Annotated in this window: 19 protein-coding genes; 10 read left to right on the top strand and 9 right to left on the bottom strand. The window is 71.1% G+C overall.

Features of this window, described 5'->3' with window-relative positions; genetic code table 11:
• Positions 1-18 precede the first annotated feature (18 nt).
• Complete coding sequence (locus tag D6B71_RS08605; protein WP_206051652.1) at positions 19-2,589, bottom strand: replicative DNA helicase; 2,571 nt, start codon at positions 2,587-2,589, stop codon at positions 19-21.
• 611 nt (positions 2,590-3,200) lie between these two features.
• Here D6B71_RS08605 and D6B71_RS08600 point away from each other — a divergent pair.
• Together D6B71_RS08600 and D6B71_RS08595 are read left to right on the top strand one after the other, a co-directional pair.
• Positions 3,201-4,565 (top strand): MATE family efflux transporter, encoded by a 1,365-nt coding sequence (locus D6B71_RS08600; protein WP_121254051.1) that lies wholly within the window; start codon positions 3,201-3,203, stop codon positions 4,563-4,565.
• Between the two features lie 60 nt (positions 4,566-4,625).
• Positions 4,626-5,855 (top strand): hypothetical protein, encoded by a 1,230-nt coding sequence (locus D6B71_RS08595; protein WP_126688213.1) that lies wholly within the window; start codon positions 4,626-4,628, stop codon positions 5,853-5,855.
• 99 nt (positions 5,856-5,954) lie between these two features.
• On the opposite strand, the gene rplI is transcribed toward D6B71_RS08595, so the two are convergent.
• The 4 genes from rplI to rpsF all read right to left on the bottom strand — a co-directional run bounded on the left by rplI (position 5,955) and on the right by rpsF (position 7,837).
• Positions 5,955-6,401, bottom strand: coding sequence for a 50S ribosomal protein L9 (gene rplI, locus D6B71_RS08590; protein ID WP_121254047.1), 447 nt, complete (start codon positions 6,399-6,401; stop codon positions 5,955-5,957).
• Between the two features lie 14 nt (positions 6,402-6,415).
• A complete protein-coding gene (gene rpsR, locus D6B71_RS08585) occupies positions 6,416-6,652 on the bottom strand; it encodes a 30S ribosomal protein S18 (RefSeq protein ID WP_028637855.1) in 237 nt (78 codons plus the stop codon).
• 73 nt (positions 6,653-6,725) lie between these two features.
• Positions 6,726-7,340: a single-stranded DNA-binding protein gene (locus D6B71_RS08580; protein ID WP_121254045.1), complete on the bottom strand. Its 615-nt coding sequence runs from the start codon at positions 7,338-7,340 to the stop codon at positions 6,726-6,728.
• Between the two features lie 206 nt (positions 7,341-7,546).
• Positions 7,547-7,837 carry a 30S ribosomal protein S6 gene (rpsF, locus tag D6B71_RS08575; RefSeq protein WP_121254043.1) on the bottom strand — a complete coding sequence of 97 codons (291 nt, stop codon included), beginning with the start codon at positions 7,835-7,837 and terminating at the stop codon, positions 7,547-7,549.
• Positions 7,838-8,124: 287 nt separating this feature from the next.
• Between rpsF and D6B71_RS08570 the strand changes: the two genes are divergently transcribed.
• The 4 genes from D6B71_RS08570 (at position 8,125) to D6B71_RS08555 (ending at position 11,828) form a co-directional block, all read left to right on the top strand.
• The gene (locus tag D6B71_RS08570; RefSeq protein ID WP_240641220.1) at positions 8,125-8,922 is read left to right on the top strand and encodes a deoxyribonuclease IV; all 798 of its coding nucleotides are present in this window, start codon (positions 8,125-8,127) and stop codon (positions 8,920-8,922) included.
• A gap of 58 nt (positions 8,923-8,980) precedes the next feature.
• Positions 8,981-9,511: a hypothetical protein gene (locus D6B71_RS08565; protein WP_121254040.1), complete on the top strand. Its 531-nt coding sequence runs from the start codon at positions 8,981-8,983 to the stop codon at positions 9,509-9,511.
• A gap of 77 nt (positions 9,512-9,588) precedes the next feature.
• Positions 9,589-10,761 carry a lipid II:glycine glycyltransferase FemX gene (locus D6B71_RS08560; RefSeq protein WP_276310993.1) on the top strand — a complete coding sequence of 391 codons (1,173 nt, stop codon included), beginning with the start codon at positions 9,589-9,591 and terminating at the stop codon, positions 10,759-10,761.
• A complete protein-coding gene (locus D6B71_RS08555) occupies positions 10,758-11,828 on the top strand; it encodes an alanine racemase (protein ID WP_121254036.1) in 1,071 nt (356 codons plus the stop codon). The genes D6B71_RS08560 and D6B71_RS08555 overlap by 4 nt, the downstream gene beginning before the upstream one ends.
• On the opposite strand, the gene D6B71_RS08550 is transcribed toward D6B71_RS08555, so the two are convergent.
• Positions 11,821-13,275 carry a glycosyltransferase family 87 protein gene (locus D6B71_RS08550; RefSeq protein ID WP_121254034.1) on the bottom strand — a complete coding sequence of 485 codons (1,455 nt, stop codon included), beginning with the start codon at positions 13,273-13,275 and terminating at the stop codon, positions 11,821-11,823. The two genes, D6B71_RS08555 and D6B71_RS08550, sit on opposite strands and share 8 nt — an antisense overlap.
• Positions 13,265-15,550: a transglycosylase domain-containing protein gene (locus D6B71_RS08545; protein ID WP_121254032.1), complete on the bottom strand. Its 2,286-nt coding sequence runs from the start codon at positions 15,548-15,550 to the stop codon at positions 13,265-13,267. The genes D6B71_RS08550 and D6B71_RS08545 overlap by 11 nt, the downstream gene beginning before the upstream one ends.
• Before the next feature lie 209 nt (positions 15,551-15,759).
• On the opposite strand from D6B71_RS08545, the gene D6B71_RS08540 reads away from it, so the two are divergent.
• Positions 15,760-16,401, top strand: coding sequence for a PadR family transcriptional regulator (locus D6B71_RS08540; protein ID WP_121254030.1), 642 nt, complete (start codon positions 15,760-15,762; stop codon positions 16,399-16,401).
• A 74-nt stretch (positions 16,402-16,475) separates the two neighbouring features.
• A complete protein-coding gene (locus D6B71_RS08535; protein ID WP_121254028.1) occupies positions 16,476-17,561 on the top strand; it encodes an inositol-3-phosphate synthase in 1,086 nt (361 codons plus the stop codon).
• A 187-nt stretch (positions 17,562-17,748) separates the two neighbouring features.
• Here the strand turns inward: D6B71_RS08535 and D6B71_RS08530 are convergent, their stop codons facing one another.
• Positions 17,749-18,216, bottom strand: a complete 468-nt coding sequence (locus D6B71_RS08530; RefSeq protein WP_121254026.1) for an SRPBCC family protein — start codon at positions 18,214-18,216, stop codon at positions 17,749-17,751.
• 154 nt (positions 18,217-18,370) lie between these two features.
• Between D6B71_RS08530 and D6B71_RS08525 the strand changes: the two genes are divergently transcribed.
• Together D6B71_RS08525 and D6B71_RS08520 are read left to right on the top strand one after the other, a co-directional pair.
• Complete coding sequence (locus D6B71_RS08525; protein WP_126688212.1) at positions 18,371-20,065, top strand: hypothetical protein; 1,695 nt, start codon at positions 18,371-18,373, stop codon at positions 20,063-20,065.
• 59 nt (positions 20,066-20,124) lie between these two features.
• On the top strand, positions 20,125-21,111 hold the full coding sequence (locus D6B71_RS08520; protein WP_121254022.1) for a hypothetical protein: 987 nt from the start codon (positions 20,125-20,127) through the stop codon (positions 21,109-21,111).
• Between the two features lie 85 nt (positions 21,112-21,196).
• On the opposite strand, the gene D6B71_RS08515 is transcribed toward D6B71_RS08520, so the two are convergent.
• Positions 21,197-22,639 (bottom strand): CCA tRNA nucleotidyltransferase, encoded by a 1,443-nt coding sequence (locus D6B71_RS08515; protein WP_121254020.1) that lies wholly within the window; start codon positions 22,637-22,639, stop codon positions 21,197-21,199.
• Positions 22,640-22,665 lie beyond the last annotated feature (26 nt).

Genomic DNA, 22,665 nt, shown 5'->3' with positions numbered 1-22,665 from the left:
CGACAACAGTCGCCGCGGTCAGTGGGCCATGTCGACGAACCGCGAGTAGTGGCCCTGGAAGGCGACCGTGATGTCGCGCGTGGGGCCGTTGCGGTGCTTGGCCACGATCAGGTCGGCCTCGCCGGGGCGGGTCGACTCCTTCTCGTAGACGTCGTCACGGTGCAGCAGGATCACCATGTCGGCGTCCTGCTCGATGCTGTTGTGGACGGGGACGCCGTTGGCCACGAAGTTGTGCACGCCCATCACCGTCGCGTCGTAGACCGGCCGCTCACCGAGCGAGGTGACCGAGGCGACGGTGTCCCAGTAGACGTCGTTGGTGGCCAGCACCTCCAGGTCGGCATCGCCGAGCACGTCGGCGACCCGCGCCATGCGCTGCCGGCTCGGGGCGGACTTCCACATGCTCGAGCCGGAGAACTGCACGCCCATCGCCGCGGCGAAGTCGCGATGGCTGATCCTCTCCACGGCCAGGACCTCTCGGACCTTGCCCCACACCTCCTTCGGCACCGTGTCGAGATTCGTGGTGGGACGGACGTCACGCAAGAACGACGCCAGCCGCTCGACGTGCTCAGCCCTGGCGCCGTGCACGCCGATCTCGTCGAGGAAGCGCAGTTGGTTCTCGGCGCCGACCACGTGAAGCTGCCAGCCGTCGCGGTAGCCGGGCTTGCGCACCCGCCTGATGCGGGTGAACACGTTGTAGCGGCCCAGCAGGCGAGCAACGTCGTCGACGAGCCGGCGGCTGGTGGAGGCGTAGTAGACCCGGCCCACCCGGTGGCGTTCGTCGAGGTGTACGCACCCGTCGGTGGCCCACAGATGCCGCAGGAACAGGCCCACCTGCTCCTTGGGCAGCCCGAACACCCAGGAGGGCACGAACTTCTCGTGGCTACGGAGTCCGAAGAGACCGTCTTCGTCGAGCCAGGCAGCGATGGGGTTGCGCTTGCCGTGCGTGAGGTGGAACGGCGCCGGAAGCCGGAGCGTCGTCACCCGGGCCGCGGGATGGTCGTCTCGCTTGGCGGTGATGCCGAACCGGCGCCGAGCCGCCGCGGCAACCGCCTCTAGGTTCGCCTCATCGACGCTGGCATAGCGGATCGGCTGCCGCTTCACGAACGACCCGTCACCCAGCAGGTGCGCGAGCAACACGACCTCGTCGTCGTCACGCGGCGTGATCTGCAGCGGCGGCGGCACGTGGCGGATGGAGCCGACCCTGGCCCCCACGGTCAGCTCGCGCAGCGGCACCCATCCGTCGTAGGTCAGGAACGGGTGGTTGCCGGTCGCGGTCACCCGCCGGCCCGAGGCCAACGTGAGCTCGAAGACCTCCTTGGTCCCGCTGGGGAACGCGTGGGTCATCGTGCGCGGGACCAGCTTGAGCCGGTCGTCGAGCGCCCACACGGGGACATCGGTGGCGCCGGACGCCATCAGCTCGCCGATCGTCACCTCCGCGTTGGTGTCGGCGCGCAGCACCCGGGTGTCGGCGGTGACACAGCCCGACTCACGCAGGTCGCTCATCATCGGGCGCTTGTCGCCGCGCTGCTCGGGGCCACGGTTGAGCTGGGAGAGCGCGATGATCGGCAACTCCAGCTCCTTGGCCAGCAGCTTGATCTGCCGGGAGAACTCCGAGACCTCCAGCTGGCGGGACTCGACCTTCTTGCCCGAGCTCATCAGCTGGAGGTAGTCGATGACGATCAGCTTGAGGTCGTGGCGCTGCTTGAGCCGCCGGGCCTTCGCCCGGATCTCCATCATCGTCATGTTGGGACTGTCGTCGATGAAGATCGGCGCCGAGGAGACCTCGCCCATCTTGCGCGCCAGCTTCGCCCAGTCGTCGTCGGTCATCGCGCCGTTGCGGATGTGGTTGAGCGGCACCTTCGCCTCGGCCGAGAGCAGTCGCATGGTGATCTCGGACCGCGTCATCTCGAGTGAGAAGAAGCAGCTGGCCAGGTTGTTGTGGATCGACGCCGCGCGACACAGGTCAAGGGCAAGCGTCGACTTGCCCATGGCGGGCCTCGCCGCCACGATGATCATCTGACCCGAGTGCAGACCGTTGGTGAGGTCGTCGAGGTCGGCGAATCCGGTGGGGACGCCGTAGAGCCCGGCCTCGCGGTTGGAGATGGCCTCGATCTCGTCGAGGACGCCGTCCATGATCTCCGAGAGCGGCGCGTAGTCCTCCGTGGAGCGCTTGTCGGTGATCTGGTAGACCTCGGCCTGCGCCCGGTCGACGATGTCGTCGACCTGCCCCTCACCCGCGTAGCCGATCTGCACGATCCGGGTGCCGGCGTCGACCAACCGGCGCAGGATCGCCTTCTCGCGCACGATCTCGGCGTAGTAGGCGGCGTTCGCCGCGATCGGCACGTTGGCAGAGAGCGTGTGCAGGTAGGGCGCGCCGCCGATGCGCTGCAGCTCACCGCGGCGCTGCAGCTCGGCGGCGACCGTGACCATGTCGACCGGCTCGCCGCGGCCGTAGAGGTCGATGATCGCGTCGTAGATCGTCTCGTGGGAGGGACGGTAGAAGTCGACGCCCCGCACTGTCTCCGAGACGTCGGCGATGGCGTCCTTGGAGATGAGCATCGAGCCGAGCACGGACTGCTCGGCGGCCATGTCCTGCGGCGGGGTGCGGTCACCGGGCCGGCTGGGCCGCTCGCCGGGAGCATAGGGAGCGGGGCCGTCACCCCACTCCTCGAACGGCGGGTCGGGGACACCTCGAGTGTCGGACTCCGTGACGCTCAAGGCGGTGGCCTCCTGAATGCCTTCGGCAACGGATGGACGGCGCCGGACCCCGCGCGAGGGCGGTCCGACCTGGTTCTGCGACGGTAGGTGGCGCCACCGACAACGAGTGGACGGTACGCCGCGGGCCAGCCCGCCGAAAGCACGTTGTCCACAGGGCCTGGGGATAACTCGCTGGAACCCGTGGACGACACGCTCGGGGATGTGCACATACTGGGGACACGCCTGTGGACAACTGCTCACGGCCTTCTCCTGTCCCGGTCTTGACCTGCGAAAACGTCGCTCAACGGGTGTGGAGGGAAAACTCCTGCCGACTTCGTGGATTCATCGGCGCGACACGCCCGGGACATCGCCCGGCCGGCCGGGACCCGGACGGAGCCCGACTGATATGCACAAGCCCGGGAGGTTTTTCCACCGTCCGGCGAGAATGGCCCGCGTAGGGGTCTGGCGCGCTACTTGCCTCTTACGATGACTAGCATGGTCCCGTGACCCGGTCGATCGACCGCGAGATCCTCCGGCTCGCGCTCCCCGCCTTCTTGGCGCTGGTCGCCGAACCGCTCTTCCTGCTCGCCGACGCCGCGATCGTCGGCCGCCTCGGCACCGTGGAGCTGGCCGCGCTCGGCATCGCCGGCGTCGTGCTGCAGACGGTGGTGGGGCTCTGCGTGTTCCTCGCCTACGGCACCACCGCCGGTGTCGCGCGCCGGCTCGGCGCCGGCGACCGGCGCTCGGCGCTGGCCCTCGGCATCGACGGGCTGTGGCTGGCGGTGCTGATCGGCGCCGCCGCCACCTTGGTCACGGTCGGCCTCGCCGGGCCGATGGTCCGCGCCCTCGACCCCGGCCCCGATGTCGTCGGACCCGCCACGACCTATCTGCGGATCGCCGGCCTCGGCGTCAGCCCGCTGCTGCTGATGCTGGCCGCCACCGGGGTGTTGCGCGGACTCCAGGACACCCGCACGCCCCTCATCGTGGCCGCGGCCGGCAACGTCCTCAACGTGGTCCTGAACCTGCTGCTGGTCTATGGCATCGGGGCGTTCGCCGGCCTCGGCCTGCCCGGCTCCGCACTCGGCTCCCTGCTGGCCCAGGTCGCGATGGCCGCGGCACTGGTGGCCGTCGTGGTCCGTGGCGCCCGCCGCGAGGGCGCCGCCCTGCGTCCCGACGTCGTGGGTGTGCTGGCCGCCGGCCGCACCGGCGTGCCCCTCGTGGTGCGCACGCTGACGTTGCGCGCTGCGCTGCTGGCCACGACGTACGCCGTGGCGTCCGGCTCCGCTGCCGATGGCTCCCGCGCCGTGGACCTGGCCACCCACCAGCTCGCGATGACCCTGTGGACCTTCCTGGCGTTCGTGCTCGACGCCATCGCCATCGCCGCCCAGGCGCTGACCGGCCGCCACCTGGGCGCCGGCGATGTCACCGCCACCCGAGCGGTGACCCGGCGCATGGTCCGTTGGGGGTGGGGCGCCGGGCTGGTCACCGGCGTCCTCCTGGCGGCGGGCAGCCCGCTGCTCGGCCCGTTGTTCACCGGCGACGAGCGCGTCCACGACCTGCTGGTGCCGGTGCTGCTCGTCGCGGCCCTGGCCCAACCCGTCGCGGGAGTGGTGTTCGTGCTCGACGGGGTGCTGATCGGAGCCGGCGACGGCCGCTACCTCGCGCTCGGCGGGCTGGTCACCCTGGCCGTGCACGCCCCCCTCGTGCTGCTGGTGGCGAGCCTGGGCGGTGGGGTCGTCGGCGTGTGGATGGTCTTCGCCGGTGCCTTCATGGGGGCGCGGTGGCTGGTGCTCGTGCACCGCGAGCGCGGCGAAGCCTGGCTGGTCGTCGGTTCGGATCCTCCGACACGCAGCAGTCAGTCCACGTAGCCTTTCGCCTCCACGCCGGTTGAACGGCCTGGACACGTAGCCGGCCACGGGAGGGCACAGATGAGGACACGTTCACGACGGGTGGCCATGCTGGCGACGGGGGGTCTGGTCGCCGCGCTGCTGCCGACGATCGGCATCGCCGCCCCGGCCGGGGCCGACCCCGGCTGCCCGACCGAGACGGCTCCGACGGATCCGCTGCTCGGCATGCCGACGGGCCCGCACTGCGACGACACCATGCCTCCGGAGACCGCCGACCTGGCCTCGAGCCCGGCCGTCAACGACGCCGGATACGTCGCCGCGAACAAGGTCGCGTTCACCTTCACCGGCGCTCACCCAGCCGCCGACTCGACCGACACCGACCCGGTCACCTTCCAGTGCCGGCTCTTCGTCGGCCCCACCGCACCCGCGGGCGCGTCCTGGTCCGGCTGCCAGAGCGGCGACACGTTCAAGAGCATCTCCGGAGAGTCGTGGGGTGAGCTGCGCGAGACCAGGCTCGTCGGCCAGCCCTACACCTTCGAAGTGCGGGCGGTCGACTCGGTCGACTCCGCCACCGACATCACCAGTCGCCTCGTGAACCCGTTCTTCGCCGCCGATACCGATGCTCCCGACCTCGACGAGACCCCCGAGCGCGTCACCTTCTCCGTCGACACCGAGGCGCCGCTGGAGAGCACGATCACGGGCAAGCCGGTGGACCCGCTCGACCCGCGGTGGCCGATGCTGCGCCAGCCCCGACTCGAGCTGACCCTCGAGGTCGTCCAGGACGGCGGGTCTGCGGTGGGCGCCAGTTGCGAGCTCGACGAGGAGCCGGTGCTCTGCGAACCGGGGCCGTTCGTGCTCACCGGTCTGCGCCCCGGCGACCACATCTTCAAGCTTTCGGCGACCGACGCCGCCGGCAACCGGGAGGAGTACGCCGACCGGGTGATGTTCTCGGTGCCGCGCAATCTCAAGGCCCGCAAGCGGTCGCCGTGGAAGACGGTCGCTGCCGAGGACGCCTTCGCCGGAGACCTGCTCACGACGCGACGGGTCGGCGCGCAGGTGCGCGTTCCGGCGAAGAACGTGCAGGTGGTGCGGCTGATCGCCCCGCGAGACTCGCGACAGGGCCGGGTGGAGGTCTATGCAGGCAAGCAGCTGCTGCGAGCGGTCAGCCTGGCCGGCGGCGATGACGACCCGTTCCACGTCTTCACCGTCCGGCCGCCCGGCTCGAAGCGGATGTCGCGCCCGATCACGATCCGGGTGGTGCGGGTCCCCAAGGGCGGCGCCGTGCGTCTGGACGCGATCCAGACGCGCTGACCCGCGCGTGACGGCGCCGACACGCAAAGGGGCCGACACGAAAGGGGCCGCCCCTCCCGAGGGAGGGGCGGCCCCTTCTTGTTCCGTGGCGTGCGCCGGTCAGGCCGGGACGACGTTGAGGGCCACCGTGGCGGACACTTCGTCGTGCAGCTTGACGGTCACCTCGTGGTTGCCCAGCGCCTTGATCGGGTTCTTCGACGCGATCGTGCGCTTGTCGACGGCCTCGCCGGAGCTCTCGCTCAGCGCACCGGCGATCTCGGCCATGGTGACCGCACCGAACAGGCGACCGCCCGCACCGGCGCGCACCTTGACGTTGACCGCGGTGGCCTCGAGCTTGGCCTTGATCTCCTCGGCGTGGGCCTGGTCGCGCACCGCACGGGCCGAACGGGCCTGCTTGATCGACTCGACGGTCTTCTCGGCACCGCGGGTCCAGCGGATCGCGACACCACGCGGAACGAGGTAGTTGCGGCCGTAGCCGTCCTTGACCTCGACCACGTCGCCGGGCCCGCCGAGGCCGGTGACCTCCTGGGTCAGGATGAGCTTCATCTCTCGTGCTCCTCTCAGCGACCGGTGGACGTGTAGGGCAGCAGAGCGACCTCGCGCGCGTTCTTCACGGCCGTCGCCACGTCACGCTGGTGCTGGACGCAGTTGCCGGTGACCCGACGGGCGCGGATCTTGCCGCGGTCGGAGATGAACTTGCGGAGCAGCGCGGTGTCCTTGTAGTCGACACCGGTCGCCTTCTCCTTGCAGAACTGGCAAACCTTCTTCTTCGGCTTGCGAATCACTGCCTTGGCCATTGTGGTGCTCCCTTTCTAGAAGCCCGGCTGACGCCGGAATGGTGAGGGTGAATCGGATGGATGTGTTGCTGGGTCAGAACGGTGGCTCGTCGCTCCCGACGCCAGGGGCGCCCCACGGGTCCTGAGCGGGGCCGCCGCCCTGAGGGGCGCCGCCGCCGTAGCCGCCGCCCCCGCCGGGGGCCGGGTAGCCACCGCCCCCGCCGTAGGAGCCGCCACCCTGCTGGCCGCCCTGGCCCCCCTGCTGGGGAGCCGGGGTGGCCCACGGGTCGTCGCCGCCGCCCTGCTGGGCGCCGCCGCCGGAGTAGCCCCCGCCGCCGCCCTGCCGGGTGGTGCGGGTGACCTTGGCGGTGGCGTACTTCAGGGACGGGCCGACCTCTTCGACCTCGATCTCGAAGACGGTGCGCTTCTCGCCCTCACGCGTCTCGTAGGTGCGGGACTTCAGCCGCCCCTGCACCACGACACGCATGCCGCGTTGCAGGGACTCGGCAACGTTCTCCGCGGCCTGCCGCCACACCGAGCAGGAGAGGAACAGCGCTTCGCCGTCCTTCCACTCGTTGGTCTGCCGGTCGAAGGTGCGCGGCGTCGAAGCGATCCGGAAGTTCGCCACGGCCGCCCCCGAGGGGGTGAAGCGCAGCTCCGGGTCGTCGACGAGGTTGCCGACCACGGTGATGACGGTCTCGCCTGCCATGAGGTCTCCCTAGCTTGCGTCGGGGGCGGTCTGCCCGTCCCCGCTGGTCTGCGACGAACCTGATTGGCCGGTTCGTGCCGGTGTCGGGCCCATCGTCGCCGTTGGGACCGACAGCCGACAGTGGTCGTCCACAGGTGGTCTCGACAGGTGGCCCGTCGATCGCACCCGGAAGGCGGCGCGCCCGGGTCGCCCCGGCGCGCGACCCCTCAGTGGACGTCGGGCCGGATCACCTTGGTGCGCAGGATCGACTCGTTCAGCGTGAGCTGGCGGTCGAGCTCCTTGACCGTGGCCGGCTCGGCGGTCAGCGAGACGATGGCGTAGATGCCCTCGGCGTTCTTCTTGATCTCGTACGCCAGACGGCGTCGGCCCCACACGTCGACGGACTCGATGTTCCCACCGTCGTTGCGAACGACGTTGAGGTACTTGTCGAGCGACGGCGCGATGGTCCGCTCGTCGAGGCTGGGGTCGAGGATGACCATCACTTCGTAGGCACGCACAGCGTTCTCCACCTCCTCTGGACTCGGCGGCCACGGTCTCTCCGTGGCAGGAGGGCTTGCGTGACCCACCCCACGAGTCGCGAGCGACCCGGGTGGTGGGCTGTCTGCCGGCTCGGGCCCGTCGGTGGGTCCGCGCACAGAAGACGAGTCAAGATATCAGCGCACCGGCCGGAGCGCCCAACCCTCGCGCCCCCCTCCGGCGCCGCGTGGGCGTCGTACCCGACCGGCTGGGCGACCGCACCGCACGACGTCCCGGCCGACTGGCGGCACTTCCTAGGATGGCGGCCATGAGCGACATCCGGATCGGCGCGCACGTCGACCAGACCGACCCGATCGCCGAGGCGGCGGCCCGGGAGGCGCCGTTGGTGCAGTTCTTCCTCGGCGACCCCCAGGGATACCAGGGGCCGGAGGTGTCGTACGCCGGCGGTGCCGAGGCCCTGCGCGCCGACGCGGCGGCGGCGGGGGTCGACCTCTACGTGCACGCGCCCTACATCGTCAACGTGGCCACCACCAACAACCGCATCCGGATCCCCTCCCGCAAGCTGCTCCAGCAGCACGTCGACGCCGCCGCCGCGATCGGCGCCAAGGGCCTGATCGTGCACGGGGGCCACGTCAACAAGGCAGACGACCCCGAGAAGGGCTTCGACAACTGGCGCAAGGCGATCGAGGCCACCGACCTGCACGTGCCGCTGTTGATCGAGAACACCGCCGGCGGCGACAACGCGATGACTCGCTACCTCGACCGCATCGGCCGGGTCTTCGACGCGATCTCCGGCTGCGAGCAGGCCGACCGCGTGGGCTTCTGTCTCGACACCTGCCACGCCCACGCCGGCGGCAACGACCTCGAGACCGTGGTCGAGCGCGTGCGCGCGATCACCGGCCGCATCGACCTGGTCCACTGCAACGACAGCCGCGACGAGTTCGGCTCCGGGGCCGACCGGCACGCCAGCTTCGGCGCCGGCCGGATCGACCCCGACCTGCTGGCCGCGGTGGTGCGTGAGGCCGCCGCCCCGGTGGTCTGCGAGACTCCTGGAGGCGCCGCCGAGCACCGGGCCGACTTCGCGTGGCTGCGCGACCGGCTCTGACCCACCGACCGAGCCCCGCCTCTCCCCGGCGCGGGCACCACCCCGAGGAGGCGCAGCGATGGCGACCGACCACCCTGACCAGCCCGGCCACGACGGCCACACCCACGACGCCGACGTGCACGCCGGACCCGACGACGAGGTCGTCGACGAGCGGCTCCAGTCCGAGTTCGACGAGCTCCTCAACGTGGGCATCGACGTGGCCCAGCAGCTGCTCGAGGAGCAGGGCGCGTTCCTGCCGTTCGCGGTCGCGCTGACCGCGGAGGGCGAGACCCAGGTGATGATGCTCGAGGACGACGAGGACATCGACGGCGAGGAGGCCCTCGAGGCGCTCGTCGAGGAGCTGACCGAGAACCGTGACGGCCTGGTCGGCATCGCGGTGGTCAGCGACGTCCTCCTGGACGACGACCAGGACGCCATCCGGGTCGACATCGAGCACAGCGACCTGGCCACCGAGGCGATGGTGATGGCCCTGGAGTACTCCCCGGTCGACGACAGCTCGCCCTCCGGCGCTGAGAGCGCCGAGGACGACACTCCCTACTCCTACGGCGAGCTGCTCGGCTCGGTGGGCGAGCGCCGGATCTGGGCCTGACGACGCGGTCGCCACGCCGCGAGCGGCGCCTGCGGCCACCCGCCGGACCGCGAAGACCGGCCGGTAGCCTCGTCCCGGTGAGCCGTCGACCCGCCGCTGATCCCCAGACCGTGCTGACCGTCCGTCCCGTCGACGCGGCCCAGCACCTGGCCTTCCTGCGCGCGCAGCGTTCGGCGAGCTTCCTGCAGACCCCCGCCTGGGGTCAGGTCAAGGCCGACTGGCGCTCGGAGTCGCTGGGCTGGTTCCGCGACGGCGAGCTGGTGGGTGCCGCGCTCGTCCTCTACCGCCAGCTGCCGAAGGTGAAGCGCTACCTGGCCTACCTTCCCGAGGGTCCGGTCATCGACTGGACCAGCGAGGACCTGCGGGCCTGGCTCGTCCCGCTCGCCGAGCACCTGCGCGGCCAGGGCGCCTTCGGGGTCCGGATGGGGCCGCCGGTGGTCACCCGCCGCTGGACCGCCGCTCAGGTCAAGGACGGCATCGCCGACACCGGCGTGCGCCGCCTGGGCGACCTGGCCCCGGTCGAGCGCGACCAGGTGGGCGCCCGGGTCGTCTCCCAGCTGCACGAGCTGGGCTGGCGCCCCCAGCTGGCCGAGGGAGGCTTCGCGGCGGGCCAGCCGCAGTACGTCTTCTGGGTCCCGCTGCGCGACGCCGAGGGCGGCCCGCTCACCGAGGACGCCGTGCTGGCCGGCATGAACCAGCTGTGGCGCCGCAACATCCGCAAGGCCGACAAGGCGGGCGTGGTGGTCCAGGCCGCGGGTCCCGACACCCTCGACGCCGACCTGGCGGCCTTCCACGACCTCTATGTGCACACCGCCGAGCGCGACCACTTCACCCCGCGCCCGCTCGCCTACTTCCGCACCATGGTCCGCGCGCTCGGCGCCGAGGAGCCGGATCGGATCCGGCTCTACCTGGCCCGCCACGACGGCGACCTGGTCGCGGCGACCATCGCGATCCGGGTGGGCGCGCACGCCTGGTACTCCTACGGCGCTTCCTCGACCGAGAAGCGCGAGGTCCGCGGCTCGAACGCCGTGCAATGGGCGATGATCCGCGACGCCCTCGCGGCCGGCGCCGACGTCTACGACCTGCGGGGCATCACCGACACGCTGGACGCCGACGACCCCCACGTCGGGCTGATCCAGTTCAAGGTCGGCACCGGTGGCGAGGCCGTCGAGTACGCCGGCGAGTGGGACCTCCCGCTGAACCGGCCGTTGTACGCCGCGTTCTCGGCGTACCTGCGGAGGCGCGGATGAGCCTCACCCTCAGCGTCGACGGCGAGCGTTGGCGCACCCATCTGCGGTCGGTCGCGGCCTCCCATCCCGGCCTGGTGCCGGTCGCGAAGGGCAACGGCTACGGATTCACGCTCGCCCGGCTCGCCCGCCGCGCCCAGTGGTTGCACGACTTGGGTCTGGGTGTCGACACGCTGGCCGTCGGCACCTACGAGGAGCTGCCCGAGGTCGCCTCGCGCTTCGACGGCAGCCTGCTCGTGCTCACTCCGTGGCGGCCGTTCGGCGCCGCGCTGGAGCTCGACCCGAAGCTCGCGCGGCGGGTGGTCCACACCGTCGGCCGGCCGGGCGACGTCGATGCCCTGCTGGCCCGTGAGCCCGACGCGCGCTTGGTGCTCGAGCGCCGGACCAGCATGCAGCGGCACGGCTTCCTCGCCCGCGATCTGTGGGCGGCCGCGCGCACGCTGGCCGAGGCGCCGCGGGCCCGGGTCGAGGGCTTCGCCTTCCACCTGCCGCTGGCGCAGGGATCGCACCTGGGCGAGGTGCAGCGGCTGATGAACGACGTGGTCGCCTGCCAGCTGCCGACCCGCACCATCTGGGTCAGCCACCTCACGCCGGCCGAGCTCGACGCCCTGCGGGCGGCCTACCCGGACTACCAGATCCGGCCCCGCATCGGCACCGCCTTGTGGCTGGGCGACCGGGCGGCGCTGCGAGCGAGCGCGACCGTGCTCGACGTGCACCCGGTCGAGCGCGGCGACAGCTTCGGCTATCGCGGTCGCACGGCGCCGAAGCCGGGCCATCTGCTGGTGGTCAGCGGCGGTACCGCCCACGGCATCGGCCTAGAGGCGCCGACCGGCGACTCCTCGATCCGGGCCCGGGCCGCCACGCTCGCCCGTGGTGGCCTCGACGCGGTCGGCTTCGTGCGGTCGCCGTTCTCGATCGACGGCAAGCACCGGCTCTTCGCCGAGCCTCCGCACATGCAGGCGTCGATGCTGTTCCTCCCGCACGGCGCCCCAGTGCCCGAGGTGGGCGACGAGGTCGACGTCCGGGTGCGGTTCACCACCACCCGGTTCGACCGGGTCCAGGTCAGCTGAGCGGGACGGCGTCCGGCTCCGGGCGACGGGCCGCCCGCTCGACCGGCTCTCGCCCTTCGGCCACGGGGTCGTGCGAGGGCACCAGCACGTCGCGCACGACGACGCCGACCAGGTAGAGCTCGGCAGCCATCCGCAGCACGATCGCCAGCCAGTAGAACCCGGCGTCCCCGCCGCCGGCAGGCTCGAGGTAGCCGCCGAGGTACCACCACACGGCGGCGAAGTAGAGCACCTCACCGGACTGCCACACGATCTGGTCTCGCCACCGGGGCCGCGCCAGCGCGGCCAGCGGCAGCAGCCACAGGACGTACTGCGGCGAGTAGACCTTGTTGACCAGCAGGAACCCAGCCACGACGAGGAAGCCGAGCTGGGCCAGCCGGGGGGTCTGCGGCGCGGCCAGCCCGACGAGGAGCACACCGACGCACCAGGCACCGAACAGCACCCACGACCAGGCGTTGATGGTGTCGGGACTGATCGTGGTGTCGGCGGCCTGCTGGACCACCAGCCAGATCGACCCCAGGTCGGCCCCTCGGTCGGAGTTGAAGTGCCAGAACACCCGCCACGCGTCGGGGCCGGCGAGGTACGCCGGGGCGTTGGCGAGCAGCCAGGCACCGGCGGCCGCGACGACGGCCAGGCCCAGATCGCCCCACCGGCGACGCCGCAGGCAGATCACCAGCACGCCGCCGAGCAGGAACAGCGGGTAGAGCTTCACCGCGGTGCCCAGCCCGATCAGCACGCCCGCCAGCCCCGGATGGGCTCGGGCCCAGGCCCACAGCGCCCCCGCCACCAGCGCCACCGCGAGGAGGTCCCAGTTGACCAGCGCGGTCAGTGCGAGCGCCGGTGAGGCGGCGAAGACCGCCGCGTCCCACGGCCGGCGCCGGTGCGTCCGGGCCAGCAACCAGGCCGCGAGCAGCACGACCGCCGCGAACCCGAGGGCGTTCACGATCACGAAGGCCCGCATCTCCCGCTGCACCTCGGGCTTGCCGCCCAGGGCGTCCGCCGGCTGGGAGTAGCGCGCCTCGACGTCGGGGGATCCGGTGATCTGATGGGTCACCCATGCCGTGCCCCAGGCCCAGTAGGAGATGCCGACGGGGTACTCCATCGCGGTGTAGCGGGCCCGCACCCACGGGTCGTCGTCGTAGGGCCACTCCAGCTCGGCGAAGCCGCGTCCGGTGTAGAGGTAGGGCAGGTCGGAGTAGCACATGTGGGAGTAGCGAGCCTGGCCGTCCTGCCACGTGTCGTCGTAGCAGTTGCCCTTCTGCCACATGCCGACGGCCATGGCGACCGCGGCGAGCAGCAGCACCACGCGCACCGGCGTCCACCAGCGGTGCCGGCCGGCCCGGTCGCCGAGCGGTCCGCCCACGCCCTCGCTCAGCCCGGCGACCACCGGGTCGTCGCGCGTCGGCGCGACCGTGCCCAGGCGCCCCGGTCCGTCGCCCTCAACGCCCACCGGCGGCCTGCCGCGGGCGCCCCGATCCCGACTGGGTCGGCGAAGACGTTCCGGTGGGGCTGGGGAAGAACGTGGGCCCGTCGTCGGTGGGCGACTGGGTCGGACTCTGGCTGGGCGACTCCGTGGTCGGCGGCGGGCTCGACGACGGCGGCTGGGACGGCGTCTTGGTCGGCTCCTGGGTGGGCTCCTTGGTCGGCGACGGCTTCTTCGTCGGCGACGGCGGAGGGGTGTAGGGCTCGTGCCCGGCCTCAGGAGCCTCGCCGTCGACGAAGACCGGCTCGGGGAACTCCTCCTCGGGCAGGCCCTCGAGGGCCTTGGCCATCGCGGCGGTCCAGGTCTCCGCCGGGTAGGCCCCGCCGAAGTAGGAGGGCAGCCAGTCGTCGAGCTTGCCGACGCCGTCACCCCGCACGTAGACCACCGAGGTGCTCAACTGGGGGGTGAAGCCGGTGAACCACGCCGACACCACGTCACCGGGCCCGTTCGTGGAGGTGCCGGTCTTGCCGGCGGCCTCGCGACCCAGGGACAGCGCGGCGGTGCCGGAGCCGGTGTTGACCACCTGCTGCATCGCGTAGGTGACGTCGGCCGCGATGTCGGCGTCGACGGTCTGCTCGCTGGTGTCGCGGTGGACGTACTCGGTCTCGCCGCTCTGGGTGTCGACCACCTTCTCGATGATGTAGGCCTCGGCGGCCCGGCCCTCGGCGGCGAGCGTGCCGTAGGCGTTGGCCATGTTGATCGGGCTCACCGTCGCACTGCCCAGCGCGACCCCGAGCACCGGCTCGAGCCCCGGAGTGCGGTTCGGGAAACCGGGGGCCTTCTTGAACCGTGGCTCCTCCGGCGGCAGGCCCATGTCGGTCGCGGCCTGGATGATCTTCTCCGGGCCGTTCTCCATGCTCATGGTCATGTCGATGAAGGCGGTGTTCACCGAGTTCTCCGTGGCGGCGATCATGTCGATCGCCTCGCCGTAGGGCGTGTTGCCCTGGTTCTCGATGTCGGTACCGTCGGGCAGCTCGATCGGCGAGTTGCCGTAGAAGGTGTCCTTGAGCGAGAACCCGTCGCGGATCGCGGCGACCAGCGCGAACGGCTTCAGGATCGACCCACCCTGACCACCCGAGACGGCCCAGTTGATCTGCGAGTCGAGGTAGTCCTGGCCGGCGTAGAAGCCCCGGACCGCCCCGGTGCCGGGCTCCACGCTCGCGACCGCGGTGTGCAGCTCCTTGTCGCCGAATCCCTCGGGACGCTGCTCGATCGCGGCCTCCTGGGCCGCGGCCATCACCTTGGGGTCGAACGTCGTGGTGACCCGCAGGCCGCCGCCGTCGATCTCGTCCTCGCTGAAGCCGAGCCGCACCAGCTCCTTGCGGACCATGGTCAGCATGTGGCCCTTCTGGCCGCCGTAGCGGCTCTCGGCCGCGATCTCGGGGAACTTCGGCAGCCGCCGCTGGGCCTTCTCGGCCTGCTCGGGGCTGATCGTGTCCATCTCGGCCATGCCGCCGAGGATCCACTCGTAGCGGTCCCGGAGCTCGAGGCGAGCGTCCTTGCCGTTGTCGGGGTCGAACCGGGTCGGGTTGTTGAGCACCGCCGCGAGCACCGCCGACTCACGCAGGCTCAGCTTGGCAGCGGGCTTGTCGAAGTAGGCGTGGGCGGCCGCCTCCACGCCGTAGGCGCCCCGACCGAAGTAGATGGTGTTGAGGTAGCCCTCGAGGATCTGCGACTTGGTCTGCTGCCGGTGGATCTTCAGCGACAGGATCGCCTCTTTGGCCTTGCGCTCCCAGGTGCGCTCCTGGGTGAGGTAGAGGATCTTGACGTACTGCTGGGTGATCGTCGACGCGCCCTGGGTGGTGCCGCCCTGCGCGTTGTTGAACGCCGCGCGCAGGATGCCCCGGGGGTCGATGCCGCTGTCGGTCCAGAACGACCGGTTCTCGGCGGCGACCACCGCGTCCTGCAGGGTCTGCGGCATCTCGTCGAGGTCGATCGAGACCCGGTTCTGGGTGGCGAAGCTGCCCAGCTCGGTCTTGCCGTCGGCGTAGTAGACGAAGGTCGTCTGGGTCTGGAAGTCCTCGTTGGGGTCGGGCACCTCGATGGTCTGGTAGAGGTAGACGAAGCCGGCAGCGGCCAGCAGCGCCCCCACCAGCCCGACGATGCCGAACCACATCAGGACCCGCAGCGCCTTCTGCTTGCGGCTGCGGGGAGGCTTGCCGCCCCGCCCGGGCTTCGCCGGTCGGCCCTGGGGGGAGGAGGCCTTGACGGACGGGCCGTCGGCCCTGCGCTTGCCACTCACGTGATGGTTCTCCGGGTCGGGGGCTCTCGTGCTCTGCCTGGTGCTCGGTCCTGCTGCACAGGCGCACGGGATCGGCGCGCGGGGGGTCGCGCGCCTACCCAGGGTACGCACTCGCCGTAGGCCGCTTCGAGACGTCCGCTCGGCGCCACCGCATGCCGGCGATACCTCGTTGGTTCGCAACCGGCGGATATATCGCTACGATAGGTCGCGTGGCACGTCGTGGAGAGACCATCGAGCTCGCAGTCCTCGGACTGCTGCACGAGGGACCCATGCACGGCTACGAGCTGCGCAAGCGGTTGAACCTGATGCTCGGCTGGGGGCGGGTGCTGTCCTACGGCTCCCTCTACCCGACGTTGAAGAAGATGCTCCGGGCCTCGCTCATCGAGGAGACCATGACGACCAAGACGCCGGGCACACCGGTGTCCAAGCGCCCCCGGATCACCTACCAGGTCACCCCCGCGGGGACCCGGGAGTTCCAGCGACTGATGTCGGAGGTCGGTCCCACCGCGTGGGAGGACGACAACTTCGACATCCGGTTCGCCTTCTTCTCCTCCACCGACATGGAGATCCGGCTCCGGGTGCTCGAGGGACGGCGTACCCGTCTCCAGGAGCGCCTCGACCGGGTCCAGCAGCAGCTCTCGATGACCCAGAAGGAGGTCAACCGGTACGCCGCGGAGCTCCAGCGCCACGGCGTCGAATCGGTCGAGCGTGAGGTGCGGTGGCTCTCCGACCTCATCAACGCCGAACGCAGCGGAGGGGCCGTCAGCCCCGACGCCGCCAACGAGGGTCACCCGGTCCGCGAGACCGCCGCCGAGCCGAGCCGGCCGGCGACGATCCCGCCCACCGAGTGACCCACCCCCCACCGCCCACCGGCGGCCAGTCCAGACGCCTCACCGGCAGACCGCACAGAGGAAGGAAGACCCTGATGGGTTCGGTTCGAGTAGCAATCGTGGGGGTGGGCAACTGCGCCAGCTCCCTCGTCCAGGGAGTCACCTACTACAAGGATGCTGACCCCTCGGGTTCGGTCCCCGGCCTGATGCACGTCGCCTTCGGCGACTACCACGTCAAGGACGTCGAGTTCGTCGCCGCCTTCGACGTCGACGACATCAAGGTCGGCAAGGACCTCTCCGAGGCGATCAACTCCTCGCAGAACAACACGATCAAGATCGCCGACGTCCCGACCCTCGGCGTGGAGGTCCAGCGCGGCCCGACCCTCGACGGTCTCGGCAAGTACTACCGCCAGACGATCAACGAGTCCGCGGCCGAGCCGGTCGACGTCGTCCAGGTCCTCAAGGACCGTCAGGTCGACGTGATGGTGTCCTACCTGCCGGTGGGCTCCGAGGAGGCCGACAAGTTCTACGCCCAGTGCGCCATCGACGCCGGTGTGGCGTTCGTGAACGCGCTGCCGGTCTTCATCGCCTCCGACCCCGTGTGGGCCAAGAAGTTCACCGACGCCGGCGTCCCGATCGTCGGCGACGACATCAAGAGCCAGGTCGGCGCGACCATCACCCACCGGGTGATGGCCAAGCTGTTCGAGGACCGCGGCGTGGTGCTCGACCGCACCTACCAGCTCAACGTCGGCGGCAACATGGACTTCAAGAACATGCTCGAGCGGGAGCGCCTGGAGTCGAAGAAGGTCTCCAAGACCCAGGCCGTGACCTCGAACCTCAACGGTGAGCTGGCCGGCAAGGTGCACGACCGCAACGTGCACATCGGGCCCTCGGACTACGTCGAGTGGCTCGACGACCGCAAGTGGGCCTACGTGCGCCTCGAGGGCCGCGCGTTCGGAGACGCCCCGCTCAACCTGGAGTACAAGCTCGAGGTCTGGGACTCCCCGAACTCCGCCGGCATCATCATCGACGCGATCCGCGCCGCGAAGATCGCCAAGGACCGCGGCATCGGTGGCCCGATCATCTCCGCCTCGTCCTACCTGATGAAGTCCCCGCCGGTGCAGCTGCCCGACGAGGAGGGACGCCGCCGCGTGGAGGCGTTCATCAAGGGCGAAGAGTGAGGGTGAGGAACGAACCCTCACTCGTCTCGCCCGCAGGTTGAGCGAGCGCCGCGGCTGAGGAACGAAGCCGCGATGCGCGTGTCGAAACCAGGCGAAGAGTGACCTCTCCAGCTTCGAGCTGAACACGTACAACGGCCCGCCCGGGTGATCCGGGCGGGCCGTTGGCGTTCGACCGCCGGCGGCCAGCTCAGCGCTCGGCCTCGGCCTTCACCCGCGCCAGCGTCTGCTGCATCCCCTCGGCCAGCTCACCGGTGAAGGTCTCCTGGCCGCCGAAGGCGACCTTGGTGAGGCCCTTCGAGACGCCCGAGATGCCGCGCGGCGTCTCGCGGCGCTGCACGACCCGGGTGCCGCCCGAGGCGGTCGGCTCGAGCTGGAAGGACCACACGGTCCAGTTCTCGGCGACCCGGAAGGCGAAGTCCTGGTGCGGGGTGAACCGCACCACCTTGGCCCGGGTCGGCCAGAACAGCGGCCCCCGGCGGTTGAGGTTCACGAACGTCGTGCCCTGCCGGACCGGGCCGCCCAGCACGAACGAGCGCACGACCTGAGGGCTCCACTCCGACATCCGGCGGACGTCGGTGACCAGCGCCCATACCGCTGCAGGCGGGGCGTCGATCTCGATCTCGGCGGTCAGCTCGGTGGTCGTCGTCTCCGTCATGCGCGCCACCGTACCGGCGGTATGCCCCGAGGGGAACGCCCACGCGAGGACGTCTCAGGGTTATCGGCCGGCATCGTGGTTTGCGGGTGCGCCGATCGGGGTAGGCCGAGATCGCCGGGGCCGGCCCGGGCGACCGCAGGAGGGGAGCGGCCGGGTGAGCGATCCTGAGGCCATGTACGCGGCGATGACGTCGGGCAGTGCCGCGACCATCGCCGCCGTCGACGACGACGTCGTCCGCACCATGCGCCGGGTCTCCGACAGCATCGCGCTGATCCGGTATGCCGAGGACAAGCCGATCTGGGAGAGCCCCACCGCCCGCACCCGCTTCAACATGCGCGCCTGGGCGACCAAGGCCGCCGCCGAGGTCGGCTTCATCCGGCTCAACCGGGCCGCGCTGGCGCTACAGCGGGCCGAGGCCGACTACCGGGCCATGGTCGACGCCGCCGACACGATCATCGCGGCCTGGCGGCGACACCAGGCCACCGTCACCTCTCCGATGATGCTGCTGCTCTTCCGGGCCGCGGTCATCGTCGCGCTGCAGAGCGCCCGCGCCGACTACGGGGCCCGGCTCGCGGAGTCGCTCGACTTCGTGGTGTCGGACCCGCTCACCGACGAGCAGGAGGACTGGTACGAGCAGGGCCTGGCCAAGTCGATGGTCGACGACCTCGCCAACCCCGGCTCCCAGGGGCCGCTCATCCCAGAGACGCTGGCGACGGGCAACGACGACGACGGATGGAAGGCACAAGGACTGGCCTACGCCCCGTCCGACTCTCAACACAGCGGTCCGGGACGACCGGACGAGCGACCTCCGTTGTTGGTGCAGACCTCCTATGCGGGGGGCAGCTCGCAGCTCTCGCTCATCGACCCCGGCACCGGCCAGCTGATCCAGACCGTCGAGCTCGGCAACATCGCGGAGATGGACCATCCGCCCGACCACGCCGGCGGGGTCGTCGTCCACAACGGCACCGTGTGGGTGACGTCGTCCGACAAGGACGATCCCCGCATGGTCCCGTACTCCCTCGACGACATCCGCTCCGCCAGCCCCGGTGCCGCTGTCCCCACCGCGGGGCCGTCCGCCCCGGTCGCGGCCGGGTCCTATGCGACCGTGCACGGTGACACGATGTACGTCGGTGACTTCGGGTCCTCGCAGATGTACACCCACACCTGGAATCACCGCACCGAGTCCTGGGGGGCTCCTCAGGGCCCGTTCCCCACCCCTCCGCAGACCCAGGGCGTGGCCGTGCACGAGGGCGAGATCGTCTTCAGCACCTCGTACGGTCGCGGCAACGGCAGTCAGTTGCAGAGCTACCCGCTCGACCAGGTGACCGGCGGCGGGGCGCTGGGCGAACCCATCCGCTCGGTCGACCTGCCCAACATGTCCGAGGGCGTCGCGGCTCTCCCGTCCGGCCTGCTGACGACCTACGAGTCCGGTGCCGCCGAGTACTCCGAGCCCACGAAGGACGCCCCGCTCGAGTCCCTGTGGGCGGCGATGCACATGACAGTGACTCCCTACTCCGAGCTCGGGCTCGACGGCAACGTCGCGGTCGAGCCCACCACGCTCGCCGACGCCAGCAAGTACTTCGCCGAGGTGCAGGACGACCTCGACGAGGCCGAGGGCCGGATCGCCGGCATCACGCTGCCGGCCGGCGCTCTCGGCGACGTACCGACCGCAGCGCTCTTCGCCACCGGCGTCAACCAGCACCTGCGCACGACGGCCACGTGGCTCGACAAGGGCAAGCTGTCCGCGGGCGTCACGGTGTCGGGCCTGGTCACCAGCGCAGAGGAGTACCTCGAGAGTGACGACCAGTCCGGGGGGCTCTTCGACCGGCTCCTCTCCTGGCTGTGGTGAACATGTCCGAGGGTCCGCCACATCGGGGGAGCCGACGAACCCGGCAGGAGCCGACACGGATGCACCGCCTTCTCTCTCCGTCCAGACGTGGGGCACTGCTCATCGCGTGCGTAGCCCTGGCCCTGAGCGCCTGCGGCGACGACGACCCCGCCGGCGACGACTCCCGGTGGCCCACCAGCGACGACCCGGTCGACCGCACCGGCCTGGTCTGGGCCCAGGGCGACACCGTCCACCTCGGCGACGGCACCACCATCGCCACCGACGAACCGATCGCCGGCTACGTCGTCGCCGGCGACGGCATCGTCTACGTGCCCGAGGACTCCACGCAGGTCAAGATCGCCACCCCCGAGGGTGTCGAGGCCACCGGCGCCCACGCCGACCCCACGTCCCTGAGCGCCTCGCCCGACGGGAGCCACGTCGGCTTCATGGACCTCACCACCGGAGAGCGCGACGGCTACGACACCCCCCTGGCCACCGTCGTCGTGGTCGACCTCACCACCGGCGAGGAGATCGTGCGCAGCACCACCGGGATGGGCGACCCCGACACCGACGACCTCGCCGACCTGTACGAGGACGCCGATCCCGGCCTCATCGGCCTCACCGACAGCGCCGCCTACGTCAGCGCCACCACCGGCGAGTACCACGTCTACGACCTCGACACCGGTGAGCACAGCGTTGTCCCCAAGGTCGGCTCCATCCGCGACCTCGACTGGTACCGCGACCTGGACCTGCCCGACGCCGACACCAACCCCTCCGGCACCTGGACGGTCGTCAACCCCTCCGACGGCGGCCCGCCGCGGTTCGTGCCCACCACCGGTCGTCCCGTCGTGACCCACCCGCCCCTCGATGGGCTGTACCTCAACTCCTGGCTCGACGACGACACGGCGGTCGGCACCCGCACGACCCCCGAGGGAGTGTTCACGCTGCTGACCTGCTCCCTTCCCAGCGGCCGCTGTGAGACCGTGCCCGGCACCGAGAGCGGGGCCCTCCTGCCCGAGCGGGGTGCCGGGCCCATCGTCTTCCCGGAGGGATCGGCGCAGCCGTAGCCCCGAGCCACCGACGTGCGCCCTTCGCGAGCCTTGCCAGAAGGGTGGACTGGCCAGGCGACCCGCGCGCCCGGTGGCGGCAGGCTCAGCCTGACGCCCGGGACGTCCCGGAGCGAGCGGCCCACCACTCCAGGAGCGCCTCGCGGGCGGCGTCCTCACCGAGCGGTCCGCGGTCCATCCGCAGGTCGAGCAGGAACTTGTAGGCCTCGCCGACCTCACGGCCGGGGCCGATCTCGAGCGCCGCCATGATCTGGTTGCCGTCGAGGTCGGGCCGCATCGAGGCCAGCTCCTCCTCCTCCGACAGCTTCGCGATCCGCTCCTCGAGCTCGTCGTAGGTGCGCCGCAGCCGCTCGGCCTTGCGCCGGTTGCGGGTGGTGCAGTCGGCGCGGGTCAGCACGTGCAGGCGCTCCAACTGGTCGCCGGCGTCGCGGACGTAGCGGCGCACCGCGGAGTCGGTCCACTCCCCGGAGCCGTAGCCGTGGAAGCGCAGGTGCTGCTCGACCAGCTGGCACACGGCGTCGGTCTCGTCGTTGGAGAACCGCAGCGCCTTCATCCGCTTGCGGGTCATCTTGGCGCCGACGACGTCGTGGTGGTGGAAGGTCACCGTGCCGTCGCCGAGGAACTTGCGGGTGCGCGGCTTGCCGACGTCGTGCATCAGCGCCGCGAACCGCGAGACGAAGTCGGGACCGCCGCCGGGCAGCCGCCCCTCCAGCTCGATCGCCTGGTCGAGCACGATCAGGGTGTGCTCGTAGACGTCCTTGTGCCGGTGGTGCTCGTCGCGCTCCAGGGCCAGCGCGGGCAGCTCGGGGAGCACCCGGTCGGCGAGGCCGGTCTCGACCAGCAGGGTGAGCCCCAGCCGCGGGAAGGGCGCGCAGACGAGCTTGACCAGCTCGTCGCGGACCCGTTCGGCGGAGATGATCTCGATCCGGTCCGCCATCGCGGTCATCGCGGCCACCACCGCCGGATCCACGCTGAACCCGAGCTGGGCGGCGAACCGCGCGGCGCGCATCATCCGCAGCGGGTCGTCGGAGAAGGAGTCCTCGGGCCGGCCCGGCGTGCGCAGCAGCCGGTGCGCCAGGTCGACGACGCCGCCGTAGGGGTCCTCGAAGCGGCGGTCGGGCACCATCACCGCCATCGCGTTCACGGTGAAGTCCCGACGGCCCAGGTCGCCGGCCAGGCTGTCACCGAAGTCGACGTCGGGCTTGCGCGACGTCGGGTCGTAGGACTCCGAGCGGTACGTCGTGATCTCGACCTGCCACTCGCCCTTGCGGCAGCCGATGGTGCCGAACGCGCGGCCGACGTCCCACACCGCCTCCGCCCAGCCGGCGACCAGCCGCTCGGTCTGCTCCGGGCGCGCGGAGGTCGCGAAGTCGAGGTCGTTGTGTTGGCGACCGAGCATCGCGTCGCGCACCGGGCCGCCCACCAGCGCCAGCTCGTGCCCTGCGTCGCGGAACCGGCGGCCGAGCTCGTCGATCAGCGGCGCGATCCGGTCCAGCTCGTCGGCGACCGACCGCTGGACGTCGGTCATGCGGAGGGGCGGGAGAGGGGCGTCGG

The sequence above is a fragment of the Nocardioides ferulae genome, from assembly GCF_003660455.1.
GTDB lineage: Bacteria > Actinomycetota > Actinomycetes > Propionibacteriales > Nocardioidaceae > Nocardioides > Nocardioides ferulae.
Note: the sequence above shows the minus strand (reverse complement) of the source record. Positions and strands in the feature narration are given on the sequence as shown.